This window comes from Francisella opportunistica, from assembly GCF_003347135.1.
Taxonomy (GTDB): Bacteria; Pseudomonadota; Gammaproteobacteria; order Francisellales; family Francisellaceae; genus Francisella; species Francisella opportunistica.
Window position 1 is genome coordinate 741,129 of record NZ_CP022377.1, and the last position, 16,076, is coordinate 757,204.

A 16,076-nucleotide genomic window follows, 5' to 3' on the forward strand; every position below is an offset into this window, starting at 1 on the left:
GTAGGAAATAGCTAGATTTTACAATAAATGCTTTGGCTTGTCATATATTTAATAATAAACATATAGACAATCTGGTAGATGATAGTTAAAATTTGCTACTAGAAAATTGTTAAATAATTAAAAAGGAAAACTTAATAATGCAAGTTACTGTAGAGAAAAAAGAAGGAATCCATTGTTCACTATTAATCGAAGTACCAGCAAATGAAATTGATAGTGTAGTTTCAAAAGAAATCAATAGAAGTGCAAAGAATATCAAGATGGATGGCTTTAGACCAGGTAAAGTACCTGCTGGTATGGTTAAGAAGAAGTATGGCGAGCAAATCCGTATGGAAGTGATTTCTGATCTTATTCCTCAAAAATACTCTAAAGCTATTCAAGATGAGAAGCTAGCAGTTGCTGGTATTGAAGTTGAATTAAAAGAAAATAAAGAAGGTCAGCCACTTAAGTTTGTCGCTAATCTTGAGCTTTTCCCTGAGTTTGAGGTAACTGGTTTTGAGAAAATCGAAGTTCAAAAGCCAGTTGTTGAACTAACTGATAAAGAAGTTAAGCAAATGATCGAGAACCTGAGAAAGCAGTTTGCAACTTTCTCAGAAATTGACAAAGCAGTAGAAAAAGATGATAAAGTAACGATAGATTTCGTTGGTAAGAAAGATGGCGAAGCTTTCCAAGGTGGTACAGCAAATGACACAGATGTTATCATCGGTTCTGGTCAAATGATTCCAGGCTTTGAAGATGGTATTATCGGTATGAAAAAAGGGGAGCAAAAGACTATTACTGTAACTTTCCCACAAGACTACCAAAACAAAGATCTTGCTGGTGCCGAGGCTACTTTTGATATTACTGTTAAGAAAATTCAACAAGCTGAGTTACCAGAAGTAAACGAAGAGTTTGTCAAGAAGTTTGGTGTAAAAGGTGGTGTTGATACTTTCGAAAATGAAATCAAAGAAAATATGCAGCGTGAGCTTAAGTTCATCCTACAAAGAAAAGTAAAAGATCAAATTTTCAAAGGTTTAAGAGAAATTGCTGAGTTTGAAACACCTAAGTCTTTGATTAAGAGAGAAATTGATGCAGCTAAGCAAAATCTAATTAAGCAAATGGGTGGTGCAAAAGGTTTTGATGTTAATCAATTACCAGATAACTTATTTGAAGCAAATGCTAAGCAAAAAGTAGAGACTAGCCTAATTCTCAATAACATTATAAAATCGCAAGAGTTCAAGGCAGAAAATGCTGAAGTTGAAAGCCTATTAAATGAGCTAGTACAAGCTTATGAAGAGCCAGAAAAAACTAAAGAGCAAATCAAGAAAAATGATAAAGAAATGGCTAACTTAAAAGCTCTAGTTATAGAGAATAAGCTAACAGACTGGATATTAGAGCAAGCTAAAGTAATAGAGAAAGTAGAAGATTTCTTTGAGGTTATTAAGGAAAATATGCAAGCTCAACAAGCCGGTTTCTAAGCTAGCTTTTAAAGAGAGGTTATAAATGATAACTAATAATTTGGTTCCTACCGTAATTGAAAAAACAGCTGGCGGTGAGAGAGCTTTTGATATTTATTCAAGACTGCTTAAAGAGCGTATAGTTTTTTTAAATGGTGAGGTAAATGATCATTCAGCTAATCTTGTGATTGCGCAGCTGTTATTTTTAGAGTCAGAGGATCCTGATAAAGATATTTACTTTTATATAAATTCTCCAGGTGGCATGGTTACAGCTGGTATGGGTGTCTATGATACTATGCAGTTTATCAAACCTGATGTAAGTACAATCTGTATTGGTTTGGCTGCTAGTATGGGGTCACTTTTATTAGCTGGTGGCGCTAAGGGTAAAAGATATAGTCTACCAAGCTCACAGATTATGATTCATCAACCATTAGGGGGGTTTAAAGGTCAGGCATCCGATATTGAGATTCATGCAAAAAATATCTTGCGTATCAAAGAAAGACTAAATAAAGTCCTAGCTCACCATACAGGTCAGGCTCTAGAGAATATTGTCAAAGATACCGACAGAGATAATTTTATGATGGCTGATGAAGCTAAAGCATATGGTTTGATTGATCATGTGATTGAATCTCGTGAAGCAATTATTAAATAAGTAAAGGAAGTCTAATTTAAAAAATGGCTAAAATTCTATATTGTTCTTTTTGTGGTAAATCACAGCAGGAAGTCAAAAATATTATCTCTGGTAGAGACGGTAATATCTGTAATGAATGTGTAAGTAAATGCGCTGAAAAAATTCTTAGTGTTGGTAGTACTGCTGCAGAGGAAGTTTCATTTGAGAAGTTACCAAAGCCAGTAGAAATCAAAAAATATTTAGATGATTATATCATTGGTCAGGATGGTGCTAAAAAAGTACTATCTGTAGCTGTATACAATCACTACAAAAGAATCACATCTAATTTAATAAAAGATGATGATACTGAGCTTAAAAAAAGTAATGTACTGCTACTTGGACCAACAGGTTCAGGTAAGACACTATTTGCTCAAACTTTAGCAAAGTTACTAAATGTACCTTTTGCTATTGCTGATGCTACGACTCTTACTGAAGCTGGTTATGTTGGTGATGACGTTGAGAACATAATTGTTCGTCTTTTACAAAATGCTGATTTTGATGTTGCTAAGGCGCAAAAGGGTATTATCTATATTGATGAGATAGATAAAATTGCACGCAAATCAGAAAGCACATCTATAACTCGTGATGTCTCGGGTGAAGGTGTGCAGCAGGCATTATTAAAGCTTATCGAAGGTACTGTCTCTTCTGTGCCTCCTAAAGGTGGTAGAAAACATCCTAATCAAGATATGATCCAAGTAGATACTACAGATATATTATTTATTTGTGGAGGAGCTTTCTCAGGTATTGAGAAGATTGTTAAGCACAGAATGGATAAGGTTAGTATTGGTTTTAATGCTGATGTTATTCAACAAAAAAATAGCCTAGGTAAAGAAAAGTTAATGCAAAAGATTGAAAGTGAAGATTTAACTAGGTTTGGTCTTATTCCAGAACTTATTGGTCGTTTACCGATAGTTACAGTTCTAAATGAACTGAAGGAGCAAGATTTAATTAAAATTCTTACAGAGCCTAAAAATGCTTTGATTAAACAGTATATTAAATTATTTAAGTTTGATGATGTAAGTATTGAATTTACTGATCAGGCTCTTGCTGAGATAGCTAAAAAAGCAATAGTTAAAAAAACAGGTGCAAGAGGACTAAGAACTATTTTAGAAAATGTACTTCTTGAAGTGATGTTTCATGTACCTTCATCTGAAGACATTGAAAAAGTTATTATCAATGACAAAGTAATTCTAGAGCAACAACAACCAATCTTAGTGACAAAAGCACAACAGCAAAAACAATTAAAAGATATAATCTAAAAATTTACAGGAGGATGTAATTTTATGTCAGAAGCCCTAGATGTCGTTCCTGTTATTCCTTTAAGAGATGTTGTTATTTATCCATCGATGACTCTTCCACTTAATGTTGGGCGTAAAAAGTCAATAGAGGCAGTTAAACAGGCATCAAATAATTATAATAATTATATTTTATTAGCTACACAAAAAAATGGCTCTAGTGGTGGCGACGTTGTAGATAACATCTATGATATTGCAACACTTGCTAAAGTTGTTCAGATTATGAAACTTCCTGATGGTAGTTTGAAAATAATAGTTGAAGGTATTGCTAAAAGGTTAGTAGCTAAGTATGAAGAGATTGATGGTTGTATCTACGCAAATTTAGCTAGTTTACATGTTGACGATAACTATGATCCTAGTCAAGTTGATAAAGAGTTAAAGGCTATTTTATTATCAGTTTCTGATTCACTTAAAAGGTTTGTTGATATTAGTGGTAGAGTTTCAAAAGAGTCATTAGCTACGCTGGTAAATACAGAAGAGCCGCATAAGTTTATTTATGAAATCGCAACTATTCTTAATACAGAAATAGCTAAAAAACAAAAGATCCTTGAAGCAAAAGATATAAAAAATAAGGCTTTACTACTTCTATCATACCTTTATGAAGAGCTAGAAATATTAGAACTAGAAGCTAAGATTAAAGATAGAGTCAAAGCACAAGTTGATAAGAATCAGCGTGAATATTACCTAAATGAGCAGGTCAAGGCTATTTATAAAGAGCTTGGTGAAGCTGATGAAGAATCAGAAGTAACTGCTTTGAAAAAAAGAATTGAGCATACTAAAATGTCTAAAGAGGCAAAAGAAAAATGCTTAAAAGAGCTTAAGAAGCTTAAAGCAATGCCTCCTTCTTCTTCAGAGTCAGCTGTTTCGAGAAACTACATCGAGACTATACTTTCTCTGCCGTGGGGTAAGAGAGCAAAAGTTAAAAGAGATATTAACCTGGCTGAAAAAATTTTAGAAAAAGATCACTATGGTATCAAAAAAGTTAAAGAAAGAATTCTAGAGCATTTGGCTGTTCAGATTAAAAGAGATAGCAATACTAAAGCGCCAATTCTATGCTTAGTAGGGCCTCCAGGTGTTGGTAAGACATCTATAGGACATTCGATTGCAAGAGCAACAGGACGTGAGTATGTGCGTATGGCATTAGGTGGAGTGCGTGATGAGTCAGAAATTAGGGGACATCGTCGCACTTACATAGGTTCTATGCCAGGTCAAATTATCCAAAAGATAATTAAATCAAAGACAGGAAATCCTCTTTTCTTATTAGATGAAATAGATAAAATCTCATCTGATTTCAGAGGCGATCCATCTGCTGCGCTTTTAGAAGTGCTTGACCCAGAGCAAAATAGTACATTTAATGATCATTATCTTGAGATAGATTACGATTTATCAAAGGTAATGTTTGTTGCTACAGCAAACTCGTTAGATATAGATCCAGCATTACGTGACAGATTAGAAATTATTAATCTATCTGGTTATACAGAGATAGAAAAACAAGCTATTGCAAAACAGTATTTAGTACCTAAAGCATTAGAGAACAATGGCTTGACTAAAAGTGAAATTAATTTTACACCAAAAGCTATTCTCGATATTGTTAGATATTATACAAGGGAAGCAGGAGTGAGAAATTTACAGCAAAAGATAGATGGTGTCTGTCGTAAAGCAGTTAAGAATCTCTTAAAAGAACCAAATACTGGTAAAATTTCTATTACACAAAAAAACCTAGAAAATTACCTAGGGGTACACCAATATGATTATGGTGTCAAAAATGCTAAAGCAAAAGTCGGTCAAGTAACAGGTTTAGCTTGGACATCAGTTGGTGGTGAACTCTTAACTATAGAAGCTTTAGCAATGCCTGGCAAAGGTAAAGTTAAATATACTGGTAGTCTAGGCAATGTAATGAAAGAGTCAATAGATGCAGCATTTAGTGTAATGCGCTCGATATCTAAGGATTATAAGTTAGAAGATGACTTTTATGAGAAAAAAGATGTCCATATCCATGTCCCTGAAGGAGCTACACCGAAAGATGGACCAAGTGCTGGTATTGCGATGACAACTGCTTTAGTTTCTGTATACACAAACAAGCCAGTTAGAAATGATGTTGCAATGACAGGTGAGGTAACACTACGTGGTGAAGTGCTGGCTATAGGTGGTTTAAAAGAGAAGCTTCTAGCAGCATTAAGAGGTGGAATCAAAGAAGTTTTGATACCTAAACAAAATGTCAAAAATCTTGCAGATATTGACAAAGAAATACTTGAAAAACTTGAAATAACCCCAGTAAATAGTATAAAAGAGGTATTAGATAGAGTTTTTTGATGTTTAAATGTTGAAACACCGCATTTTTAGTGTTATAAAGTTAAATGACACTTGTCAATTGTATAAAAATAAAGGAGTTTAAAAACATGAACAAGAGTGAATTAGTAAGTGCTATAGCTAAAGAAGCAGATGTTACTAAAGAAGTTGCTAGCAACACCTTAGATGCTACTATTGCCGCAGTAACTAAGGCTTTGAAAAATGGTGATAGCGTAACTCTAGTAGGTTTTGGTACTTTTCAGGTAAAAGAAAGAAGCCCTAGAGAAGGCAGAAACCCAAAAACTGGTGAAACTATCAAGATTCCTGCTTCTAAAGTTCCTAGCTTTAAAGCTGGTAAAGGTCTTAAAGACGCTGTGAAATAATAAAAATCTACAAAAAAGTAATTTTTTTAAAGGCATATTTTTAACAGTATGCCTTTTTTTTATCTATAATATTTACAAGTTAATTAAATTAGTGATTAGTTAAGGTTAATAAAAAATGTTACAGTCTTTTAATGATAGACTTAAAGGTCCTTTTACTTGGATTATAGTTATTTCAATAAGCTTTATTTTTGTAATTTCGGGAATGACATTCTTTTTTACAAATATTGGTAATAGCAGAGCGTATGTTGCTAAAGTAGGCGATATTGAAATAAGCCCACAACAATTTCAACAGTATGCTCAAAATGCTACTACAGATGCACAAAAGAAAGCTATTTTAGCTCAAATGATAGATCAGTATTTGCTATTAGCTGATGCACAACGCCACAATATTGTAGTGTCAAAACTAGCCCTACAATCAGCAATATTTACCAATCCAATGTTCTTTGATAAAGATGGTAAATTTTCTGCTGATAAGCTAAAGCAAGTTGTAGCATATTTAGGTGGTATGGATAGGTTAGAGCAGATATTAGCTCAAAATATTCAAGCAACAATAATTCCTAAGACTATATTAGCTACATCATTTACTACAGATTATGAGAATAAGTCACTTGCAAGTATATATTCTGTAAGTAAGTATGTAGACTATCTCAAGATTTCTCCAGCTGATTTTAAATCACAAATTAAACCAAGCCAGCAAGATTTACAAAGCTATTATGATACTCATAAAAATGAGTATATAAAACCAGCACAAAAGTCGATTAGCTACTTCATAATTACAAAAGATAATTTTATAACAAAAAATAACATCAATAACGATGAGTTAGAAGCTTATTATCAAACTCATAAAGAGCTCTTCAAGGATTTTGACGATAATACTAAAGCTACTATCCAAAAGATAATCCAAAATAGGCGTGCTTTGGGGCAATTTAATGAGTACACTCAAGATGTTGATAGCATTAAATATGCTAAATTAGAGAAACAACTTGGCAAAGTTAAAACAGCTACAATTATTGATAATAATGATACGACAATTGGTAATGTTGCTAATAGCCAGTTTTTTGTAAATTCAGGTAAATATGCAAGTGTTGCTATAGCTGATAATCAGCTTTTGGTTTATCAGGTAGATAACTCAGTCGAAGCTACTCAGCAAAAACTAGCTGATATTAAAGATAAAATTTCAAAGGCGTATATTGAACAAAAATCACAACAACTTGCTATACATCAAGCACAAAATCTTTTAGATGATTTAACTAGTGGTAAGAAGGTAGATACAAGCTTTAAACAAGCCACAGTAAATAGTGATTCACAAGCGTTTAGTAAAGATTTCAATGACTATATATTGTTTAATAGTAATAATGAATACCATGATTATCAGTCTAATAATGGTGATATCTATATCTATAAGGTAACTAAAGTTGAATCAATAGCTAATAAAACTGCTCAAGTACCTAGCCAAATTATCGATGCCTATAAACAAGAAGAACTAAACTTCTATTTACAGGTAATTAAACAACAAATTCCAATTCAAGTTAATTATAAAAATATCTAAATGAGTAATTCAATCTATGGTCTGGCTGGGCCGACAGCTTCTGGTAAAACTTCACTGTCAATATCGTTAGCTAAAAGAATCAATGCTGAAATTATTAGTGTCGACTCATCTCTTGTTTATAAAGGTATGGATATTGGTACAGCTAAGCCAACTCTACAAGAGCAAGATGGTATTAAGCATCATCTTATTGATATTATTGAACCAATAGAGAATTTTTCGGTTGCTGATTTTATATCAAGCGTAAATACTCTTAAAAAAGAGATATGGACTAGAGGTAAAGAAGTTTTACTTGTTGGTGGTACAATGCTTTACTTCAAAGGTTTGATAGAAGGTTTATCTGCGCTACCAGAATCTCATGCTGAGATAAGACAAACGCTTGAACTAGAGAGAAAAGCAAAAGGTTTAGCGTACCTATATCAGCAATTAAATAGAATCGATGCAGCATCAGCGCAAAAGATTAACCCTAATGACCAACAGCGAATATTTCGAGCTCTTGAAGTGATTATGATAACTGGTAAGAAATATTCTGAGCTTGTCAAAACATCTAAAATTGGTGGCTTAGAAGAAGAGCTAAAATTATGTGCTTTGGTACCAAATGATAGAAAAATACTTCATAAAAATATTGAACTTAGATTTAGGCAAATGTTGGTACAAGGTTTTTTAGCTGAAGTACAAAAGCTCAGAGATAACCCAAATTTGAGTATAAATAGTACAGCTATTAGAAGTGTTGGTTATCGTCAGGCATGGCAATACCTTGATGGCGATATTAGCTATGATGAGTTTGTCAATAAGGGTATAGTAGCTACACGTCAGCTTGCCAAGCGCCAGCTTACTTGGGTTCGTAATTGGCAGAATCCTATAAATATAGTTGCTATGGAGAACGAAACTAAAGAGTTAGATGTTTTAAAATATTTTGGTTATAAATAAGATTTGCTGATAAATATAAATCTTGCTAGAATATACGCGAAGTTTAATTGTTAAACTTGATAAAATAATAACTATAACAAAATAATTAAAAGGAAGTGAGACAATGTCAAGAATATCATCTTTACAAGACCCGTTCTTAAATGCTTTAAGAAAAGAAAAAGTTAGTGTATCTGTATATCTAGTAAACGGGATTAAATTACAAGGTCAAGTAGAAGCTTTTGACCAATTCTGTATCGTGCTTAGAAACACTGTAAATCAAATGGTTTATAAGCATGCTATATCTACTATAGTACCAGCTAAAAGTGTAAGAATGGTTTATAGCTCTTTTAATCCATATCACCAAAACTCTAATGAAGAGCAAGATGAGAATGTAGATGATATTCATTCTGATGATCTTGAAATTCAGGAGAATGAAGGTAGTATTCACGAGTAATATAAACTTTTCTTTTTTCTTAATAATTCCATTGTGGAGTAATATTAGTTGATGGAATTTTTCCAATCTTATCAAGCAGGTAGTAAGTGCCTGCTTGTAAATATAAATTTCAAGTATCATCGTGATCTAAATGCTGATTTGACTGAGTTAGAAGGTTTAGTTACAGCAGCAGAAAAAGTTGTATTGCAAAGTTTAGATTTTAATCATCCTGAACCTGATATCAAATACTTTTGTGGTATGGGTAAAATCGAGATGATAAAAAACAAACGCGATGAACTAGAAGCGGATTTAGTTGTTTTCAACCATCCTTTAACTCCTTCGCAAGAGCGCAATATCGAGAAATTTCTTGAGTGTAAGGTTATGGATAGAACTAGATTAATTCTAGAGATATTTTCATTACGTGCTAAAACTCATGAAGGTAAGCTTCAAGTCGAACTTGCGCAACTTAACTATCAATCAACACGCTTAGTCAAAGGGTGGTCTCACCTAGAGCGACAAAAAGGTGGTATCGGTGTCAGAGGTGGACCTGGTGAAACACAGCTTGAGATAGATAGACGCCTAATTAGACAGAGGATTAAGCAGATTACGCAAAAGCTTGAAAAAATAAAACACCATCGTGATTTAAGCAGATCTTCGCGTAAGAAAAATAATATCCCAACCATTTCATTTGTTGGCTATACAAACGCGGGTAAATCAACTTTATTTAATAAAATCACCAATGCTGATGTTTTAGCTAAAGATCAACTATTTGCGACTTTAGATCCTACTTTGCGTAAAGTGATTGTGCCAAAGCTTGGTGAAGTTATATTTTCTGATACTGTAGGGTTTATTAAGAATCTGCCGCATGATTTAGTTGAGGCTTTCCATGCTACTTTAGAAGAAGCTATAGAATCTGATCTTTTGGTACATGTTATAGATTATGCTGATGAAGATCATAAAAGTTATATTGAGCAGGTCGAAAAAGTACTTAGTGAAATTGGTATAGCAGACAAAGAGATGATTTGTGTCTATAACAAGATTGATAAGCTAGAAAATATCAAGCCAAGTTTTGTTCCCCTTGAGGATTCTGATAGTAGTATTGTTGCTAGGGTATACTTATCTGCACAAACTGGTGATGGTTTATCAGAATTTTATCAAGCATTAGCAACATTCTTTAATAAGTCATGGGTAAATGAAACTTTAGAGTTACCACCTAAGTATTCTAAAGCTAGAGCTAAGATGTATGAGCTTGGCGTTGTTGAAAAAGAAGAGATTTCGGAGTGTGGTAATTATCTACTGCAAATAAAGATATCAGAAGATGATTTTGAGAGATTTAAAAGAGAACTTGATTTAAATTTAGCAGAATTTTTTATTAAAAAATAGCCTTTTAACTAAGAGAAAGTTGAAATTATGTCTGTGAATCTCACAAAAATGAATAAGAGGCTTTGTGCATATGACAGCAGATAATGATATTAATTATTTAACATTAATAGATAAAGATACTTATGAAGAGGAAATAGTAAAAATTCTACTTGAATTTTGTCAAAATATAAATGATAAGTTCTACATCACTACTATGAAGTATTACAGAGATGATATTTTACTTATGCTTAACTCATATGCCCAGCGTAGTGAATTATATAGTTTTATTACTAATATTATTGATCTACCAGAAAATAATTATATTGCATTAAATAGTAAGCCTATTGATATAGACAAAATCACCAATCGTTTAATTGATAAACTTCTTTGTTGGCACATAACAAAGCGTAAAATAAATAAGGTTTTTGAACTAGAGAATCATTCTATTTCATATTTTAATTTAAATTATAAAAATGTATTTGTTGAGGTATTTTATAACAATCAAAGTAAATTCATCGATAAGGATTTTTGTATATCTTTAGAAGATTTAAGGTTTGGTTTAATGGTACCAATTTATGCTGTAATGGTTACAGCTTCTGAAGTCAGAATGCCAGTTTGGTATAAATATAGAGTAGATGATCAAATTATTTGCAAGTTAGAGTTTGAATTTATTCTCCAAGGAGATTTAGTAGAGATTTCATATATAGACTATAAATCAGATGGTGTTGATAATGTAATTAACCCAGTAGTGGAAAATCAAGATGTAGCTATTGATAAATTACTACAACAAATACAATCAGGCTACGCAAACTTCTCTAAATTTAAATGGCAATTCAACCCCATATCAAATAATGAAAATAAGTATCTTCATTTATATGTATATGGAAAGGATAAAAAGGAAGTGATAGGTGATGTTAGTTTAAAATATAAAAATGGTCACGCTTACCTTAAACATGAGGCGTATGAATTAAATGTTTTTCTGGATAAGATCTACGCTGGTGATCTAAGGGCCGTCACTGATATTATAAATTCAAGACCAGAGCTTGTTAATACACCATTGATAAAACAAAATGTGAGAACAGGAGCTATTGAAATCATCACTTATCCATTGATCGAAGCAATTTTATTTAATCAAGTTGATATAGTAAAAATTTTAATTGATGAAAAAAATGCAACTTTAAATGCTACTACATCTGCAGGTATCACTCCGCTTTACGCTGCGATGTTGAAAGGGAATAAAGAACTAAGTTATAAGCTGATGTCCAGGGGCGGAAAGCTTACAGAAAAATATAAATATCCTGTTGTGGATACTATGCCGGTTAAAGAATTATTTACTACCTATCATTTGCAGGAAAATATCAAAACCTTGTTTGACGCAATAAAAAAACAAGATGTCAGTTTTATCAAACAATATATAATTGAAAAAGGTTATAATGTACGATTGCCATATATTTTACCAGCTTTCAGGCTTCATATTTTCTATCCAATAATTGCTGCGATTGGAACAGCGAATCTAGAAATTATCAAATTAATAATAGAGCAAGGCGGTGCTAGTGTTAATGTTTCTAATTATTACTGGCATTGGTACTATAGTAATAGTTATTGGCTAAAAACACCTTATGAAGATCGCAATACAAGCGAAGTACTATTTGCAGCGGTAGATTTAGGGTACAAAAATATACCAAAAAATCAAATAGTAACTATTATTGATTATTTAATCAAACAAGGAGCCTATATAAATTCTATCTGTGGTTTTGGCTGGACTCCTTTGATCCATGCGGTACAGCAATGCTCAGAGCTGGCATATGAGAAACAGGAGTATGATTTTACAATTATAGAATTTTTATTAAAGCACGGAGCTGATATTAATTTAGAAATACCAGAAAGAATGCTTTTTGGTGATGATAATTGGGGTACAGCTCTTGGGACCGCTGTGCATATGAATGATATTGTATTGGTAAAATATTTACTAGACAAAGGCGCAAGGGTTCTTACAAATAACAAAGCTATATCTCCTTTAGAAGCTGCTAAATATCCGAGCGATCAGGAAGAGGAAATTTTGCAGGAGATTATTGATTTATTAAAACAATGGGTAAAAAATGAGTAGTAAAAGTATAAAAAACCCTCATATGGGACCTTAGGGAGTATTACCATCGCTTGGATTACAGGCAATCGTGACACTACTACTTTCAGAAGACTTTATAAAAAGTACATCATTTAAAGAATTGTTTGTTTTATACTGATGACTGGGATGATTTTGCAAAAGCCTTAACGAACAAAAGAAGTATCATTGGTAAATCTGGTATTGTTGCTATTGAAAGAGATAATAGTAATACTAGACATAATTTAGTTAAAATGAATAGAAAAACAAAGGTAGTGTCTAGAAGTGAGAGAATGATTAAAAAACATTAAAGCTTTGGGTGAACTTGAGAGAGCAAAATATATTTGATAAATTTCAAGAAATGGCTCTATCTATCTTTTAGTTTACACTCTCGTTTTTTAGCTTATTGAAAAATATCTTTATTAGAGCTATATCTAGGTTGTTCAATACAACTTTAACAATCATTTGGTAATTATTTGCTGATAGTACAAAAAATATAGAAATTTTTATATATAATAATTAAGATGTGAGTTAAAAATACTCTAAAAAGTGTATAGGAATGTTAATTTATGATTAAAAAGCTAAAACAAAAATGGTTTTGGAGCAAAAATTCGGAGCAGGGACCGCCGGATTTAGAAGAAATGATTAAAAAATTCTTTGGAAAAAAGAACAAAACTAACAATGATGATAATGAGAGCATTTACTCAAGAAATGCTAATAAAAACAAAACAACCTTTAACAAGCCACCGGTTGCTAAAATAGCTACAATAATAGTGGCACTGCTTATATTGGCATGGATCGGTTTTGGTTTTTATGTTGTACAACCAGCTGAGCAAGCAGCAGTGCTTAGATTAGGTAAGTTTTCTAAACTAGTAGAACCTGGTCTACATTGGCATCCTATGGGTATTGATAAAGTTTATAAAGAAAATGTTCAGGAGTTGAAAACTATTTCTCTAAAGCGTGATATGTTGACATCTGAGGAAAATATCGTACATATTTCTTTCACAGTTCAATATCGTATTGCTGATTTAGAAAAATACTTATTTGCTAATACAAATCCTACACAGCTACTTCAGCAAGCTCTAGAAAGTGCTGTTAGACAGGTAGTTGGTGAAAATAAATTAGAGCAAATATTAACTACTAATCGTGCTGTAATTACTCAGCAAGTTAGAAAAGAAATGGAAGCATTACTCAGAAACTATAACTCAGGAATTTATATAAGTGAAGTAATAATGCAGCCAGCTCAAGCTCCGGATGCAGTTAAGAGTGCTTTTGATGATGTGATTAAAGCGCGTGAAGATCGTGAAAGAGAGCAAAACGAAGCCGAGGCATATGCTAATAGAGTAGTGCCAGTGGCGCAGGGTAGGGCTCAAAGAATATTAGATCAAGCTAATGCCTATAAGCAAAAAATTGTTCTAGAAGCTCAGGGTGAAGTCGCTCAATTTGAACAATTATTACCAATTTATAAACAATCTCCAGATATCGTGATGAATCAAATGTATTTTAATACTATTTCAAATGTGCTACAGCACAATAAGATATTCTTGATAGATGGTGATGGTGCTAAGAATATTTTTTATGGTCTAAGTGATACACAAAAACAAGCACTGTTATCAAATACACAAGGAGGAAACTAAGATGAGTAAATTTCTAAAAATATTTTTAGTGCTTGTAGTAGTTTTATCTATAGTGGTATTAAGTACAAAATTTATTGTTAAACAAGGGTCAGAAGCAGTTATTTTAAGACTTGGTGAGCTCGTAAAAGATAAAGATGGCAAAGCTATAGAGTATGAGCCAGGCTTACATATTAAGATTCCATTTATAGACACTGTAAAGATTTATGACATGCGTAATCGAGTTTTAGAAGCAGATTCTGCTCGTGTAGTTACTAAAGAGCAAAAAGATGTCTTGATTAATGCCTATGTGGTTTGGAAGATAAGTAATAGTAATATTTCCACATTCTACACAAGTACTAGTGGCAGTAGTGATCGAGCTGAAACATTATTAAAACAATTCTTAGAGTCTTCTTTAAGAGCAGAGGTTGGTAATAATGATATTCAAAGCTTGATTAATAACAATCGTGATAAGCTGATGATTGCTTTAACTAAGAGTGTCCAACAACAAGCTAAGCAGATTGGTGTAGATGTTATCGATGTACGAGTTAAACAGATAGATTTACCAGATACGGTTACAGACTCTATTTATCAAAGAATGAGATCTTCGCGCCAAAAAGTAGCTGCTTCTATTCGAGCAGAAGGTAAGCAGTTAGCTGAGAAAATAAAAGCTGCAGCAGATGCTAAAGTAACAGTCACACTAGCAGAAGCAGAAAAAGAATCAAAAACTATAATGGCAGCAGCAGATGCCAAAGCAGCTAAGATTTTTACACAAGCTTATTCTAAGTCAGTACCATTGTATGAGTTTCTAAAGAGTATGAACTCTTATAAAGAGAGTTTTAATGGTAAAAATGAAGTTGTATTTATGCTTAAACCAGATAGCAAGTTTTTCCAAGGTTTTAAATTAGAACCTAATAGTAAGCTTGCCGAAGATATGAAGGAAGCTAAATAGATGAGTAAAGTAAAAGTACTTTTTGTATGTAAAGGTAATATTTGTAGATCACCGACTGCTCACGTTATTTTTCGTGATATCGTCAAGCAACACAAGCTAAACAAGCATATAGATGTAGCATCCTGCGGTACAAGCTCACGGATGTGGGGACATGAGGGACACGGTGCTGATATGCGCACATTAGCAATAGCTAAGAAATATGATTGTGATCTTTCAGATCAAGTTTCACAGCAATTAGAGGAGTCTGCTTTTGCTGAATATAATTATATTATTGCAATGGATCAAGAAAATATTGATACAATGAAAGAGATGTTTCCAAATGCTGATTTTTCAAAAGTCTCTAGGATGTTAGAGTATGCTCCGGCTATTGCTTTGACAGATGTACCTGATCCATATTTTGAAAATAATTTTGAAAAAGTTTTTTTGATGATAGATACAGCATGTCAAGGGCTTTTTGAAAAGATAAAGTTAGAGTACAAGTTATGAACTATAATAAAGCAAAATATATAATGGGTGCAGCAAAAGTCTCGCAACTTCTAGAAGATATTGGTGTCGAGGTTGCTTTTGCAGGGCGTTCAAATGCAGGTAAATCAAGTGCATTAAATACTCTTACAGATCAAAAAGGTCTTGCTAGGGTAAGTAAAACACCAGGGAGAACACAGCTTATCAATCTATTTGATTTAGGTGATAATAAAAGGTTGGTAGATTTACCCGGTTATGGTTATGCCAAAGTTTCAGAAACTACTAAGCGTCAATGGCAGAGTGAGATGGAGAATTATTTAACATCGCGTCAATGCTTAAATGGTATAGTGCTTTTAGTAGATTCACGCCATGAGTTAAAAGAATTCGATGCTCTAATGATAGAGATGGCGATATCTTTTGATTTAAACTTACTTATATTACTGACAAAAGCTGATAAGTTAAATAATAAAGAAAGAGCTCAAGCTAATAGAATGATAGAGAGTTTTCTAAAAACCTTTACCGCTACAGATAAAATATCATATCAATTATTTTCATCACTGACTAAGATGGGTCTAGATAAATTTAAAGAAAAGCTTGATAGTTGGTACGAGACCAATGTCTAATAGCC

General features: G+C 32.8%; 15 protein-coding genes. All 15 read left to right on the forward strand.

Annotation, left to right across the window (positions count from 1 at the left end):
* Positions 1-137: 137 nt before the first annotated feature.
* The 15 genes from tig to yihA all read left to right on the forward strand — a co-directional run bounded on the left by tig (position 138) and on the right by yihA (position 16,071).
* Complete coding sequence (gene tig / locus CGC45_RS03650; RefSeq protein WP_071629005.1) at positions 138-1,454, forward strand: trigger factor; 1,317 nt, start codon at positions 138-140, stop codon at positions 1,452-1,454.
* 25 nt (positions 1,455-1,479) lie between these two features.
* Positions 1,480-2,085 (forward strand): ATP-dependent Clp endopeptidase proteolytic subunit ClpP, encoded by a 606-nt coding sequence (gene clpP / locus CGC45_RS03655; protein ID WP_071629006.1) that lies wholly within the window; start codon positions 1,480-1,482, stop codon positions 2,083-2,085.
* Positions 2,086-2,108: 23 nt separating this feature from the next.
* On the forward strand, positions 2,109-3,362 hold the full coding sequence (clpX, locus tag CGC45_RS03660; protein ID WP_071629007.1) for an ATP-dependent Clp protease ATP-binding subunit ClpX: 1,254 nt from the start codon (positions 2,109-2,111) through the stop codon (positions 3,360-3,362).
* A gap of 24 nt (positions 3,363-3,386) precedes the next feature.
* Positions 3,387-5,711: an endopeptidase La gene (gene lon, locus CGC45_RS03665; protein ID WP_071629008.1), complete on the forward strand. Its 2,325-nt coding sequence runs from the start codon at positions 3,387-3,389 to the stop codon at positions 5,709-5,711.
* 86 nt (positions 5,712-5,797) lie between these two features.
* Entirely contained in the window at positions 5,798-6,070 is a 273-nt protein-coding gene (locus tag CGC45_RS03670; protein WP_003034128.1) for an HU family DNA-binding protein, read from the forward strand.
* A gap of 115 nt (positions 6,071-6,185) precedes the next feature.
* Positions 6,186-7,619 (forward strand): peptidylprolyl isomerase, encoded by a 1,434-nt coding sequence (locus tag CGC45_RS03675; protein ID WP_071629009.1) that lies wholly within the window; start codon positions 6,186-6,188, stop codon positions 7,617-7,619.
* Positions 7,620-8,546: a tRNA (adenosine(37)-N6)-dimethylallyltransferase MiaA gene (gene miaA, locus CGC45_RS03680; protein WP_071629010.1), complete on the forward strand. Its 927-nt coding sequence runs from the start codon at positions 7,620-7,622 to the stop codon at positions 8,544-8,546.
* A 103-nt stretch (positions 8,547-8,649) separates the two neighbouring features.
* Entirely contained in the window at positions 8,650-8,979 is a 330-nt protein-coding gene (hfq, locus tag CGC45_RS03685) for an RNA chaperone Hfq (protein ID WP_071629011.1), read from the forward strand.
* Positions 8,980-9,030: 51 nt separating this feature from the next.
* On the forward strand, positions 9,031-10,341 hold the full coding sequence (hflX, locus tag CGC45_RS03690; RefSeq protein WP_071629012.1) for a ribosome rescue GTPase HflX: 1,311 nt from the start codon (positions 9,031-9,033) through the stop codon (positions 10,339-10,341).
* Positions 10,342-10,411: 70 nt separating this feature from the next.
* Positions 10,412-12,427, forward strand: a complete 2,016-nt coding sequence (locus tag CGC45_RS03695; RefSeq protein ID WP_071629013.1) for an ankyrin repeat domain-containing protein — start codon at positions 10,412-10,414, stop codon at positions 12,425-12,427.
* Between the two features lie 122 nt (positions 12,428-12,549).
* Positions 12,550-12,732 carry an IS1 family transposase gene (locus CGC45_RS03700; protein ID WP_114702052.1) on the forward strand — a complete coding sequence of 61 codons (183 nt, stop codon included), beginning with the start codon at positions 12,550-12,552 and terminating at the stop codon, positions 12,730-12,732.
* Positions 12,733-12,990: 258 nt separating this feature from the next.
* Positions 12,991-14,058: an FtsH protease activity modulator HflK gene (gene hflK / locus CGC45_RS03705; protein WP_071629014.1), complete on the forward strand. Its 1,068-nt coding sequence runs from the start codon at positions 12,991-12,993 to the stop codon at positions 14,056-14,058.
* Between the two features lies 1 nt (position 14,059).
* The gene (gene hflC / locus CGC45_RS03710; protein WP_071629015.1) at positions 14,060-14,986 is read left to right on the forward strand and encodes a protease modulator HflC; all 927 of its coding nucleotides are present in this window, start codon (positions 14,060-14,062) and stop codon (positions 14,984-14,986) included.
* On the forward strand, positions 14,987-15,472 hold the full coding sequence (locus CGC45_RS03715) for a low molecular weight protein-tyrosine-phosphatase (protein ID WP_071629016.1): 486 nt from the start codon (positions 14,987-14,989) through the stop codon (positions 15,470-15,472).
* Entirely contained in the window at positions 15,469-16,071 is a 603-nt protein-coding gene (gene yihA, locus CGC45_RS03720) for a ribosome biogenesis GTP-binding protein YihA/YsxC (RefSeq protein ID WP_114702053.1), read from the forward strand. The genes CGC45_RS03715 and yihA overlap by 4 nt, the downstream gene beginning before the upstream one ends.
* Positions 16,072-16,076 lie beyond the last annotated feature (5 nt).

Bases quoted from the DNA above. Each gene is read 5' to 3' on its own strand.
- tig (WP_071629005.1), top strand. From the start codon at position 138: ATGCAAGTTACTGTAGAGAAAAAAGAAGGAATCCATTGTTCACTATTA.
- clpP (WP_071629006.1), top strand. From the start codon at position 1,480: ATGATAACTAATAATTTGGTTCCTACCGTAATTGAAAAAACAGCTGGC.
- clpX (WP_071629007.1), top strand. From the start codon at position 2,109: ATGGCTAAAATTCTATATTGTTCTTTTTGTGGTAAATCACAGCAGGAA.
- lon (WP_071629008.1), top strand. From the start codon at position 3,387: ATGTCAGAAGCCCTAGATGTCGTTCCTGTTATTCCTTTAAGAGATGTT.
- CGC45_RS03670 (WP_003034128.1), top strand. From the start codon at position 5,798: ATGAACAAGAGTGAATTAGTAAGTGCTATAGCTAAAGAAGCAGATGTT.
- CGC45_RS03675 (WP_071629009.1), top strand. From the start codon at position 6,186: ATGTTACAGTCTTTTAATGATAGACTTAAAGGTCCTTTTACTTGGATT.
- miaA (WP_071629010.1), top strand. From the start codon at position 7,620: ATGAGTAATTCAATCTATGGTCTGGCTGGGCCGACAGCTTCTGGTAAA.
- hfq (WP_071629011.1), top strand. From the start codon at position 8,650: ATGTCAAGAATATCATCTTTACAAGACCCGTTCTTAAATGCTTTAAGA.
- hflX (WP_071629012.1), top strand. From the start codon at position 9,031: ATGGAATTTTTCCAATCTTATCAAGCAGGTAGTAAGTGCCTGCTTGTA.
- CGC45_RS03695 (WP_071629013.1), top strand. From the start codon at position 10,412: ATGACAGCAGATAATGATATTAATTATTTAACATTAATAGATAAAGAT.
- hflK (WP_071629014.1), top strand. From the start codon at position 12,991: ATGATTAAAAAGCTAAAACAAAAATGGTTTTGGAGCAAAAATTCGGAG.
- hflC (WP_071629015.1), top strand. From the start codon at position 14,060: ATGAGTAAATTTCTAAAAATATTTTTAGTGCTTGTAGTAGTTTTATCT.
- CGC45_RS03715 (WP_071629016.1), top strand. From the start codon at position 14,987: ATGAGTAAAGTAAAAGTACTTTTTGTATGTAAAGGTAATATTTGTAGA.
- yihA (WP_114702053.1), top strand. From the start codon at position 15,469: ATGAACTATAATAAAGCAAAATATATAATGGGTGCAGCAAAAGTCTCG.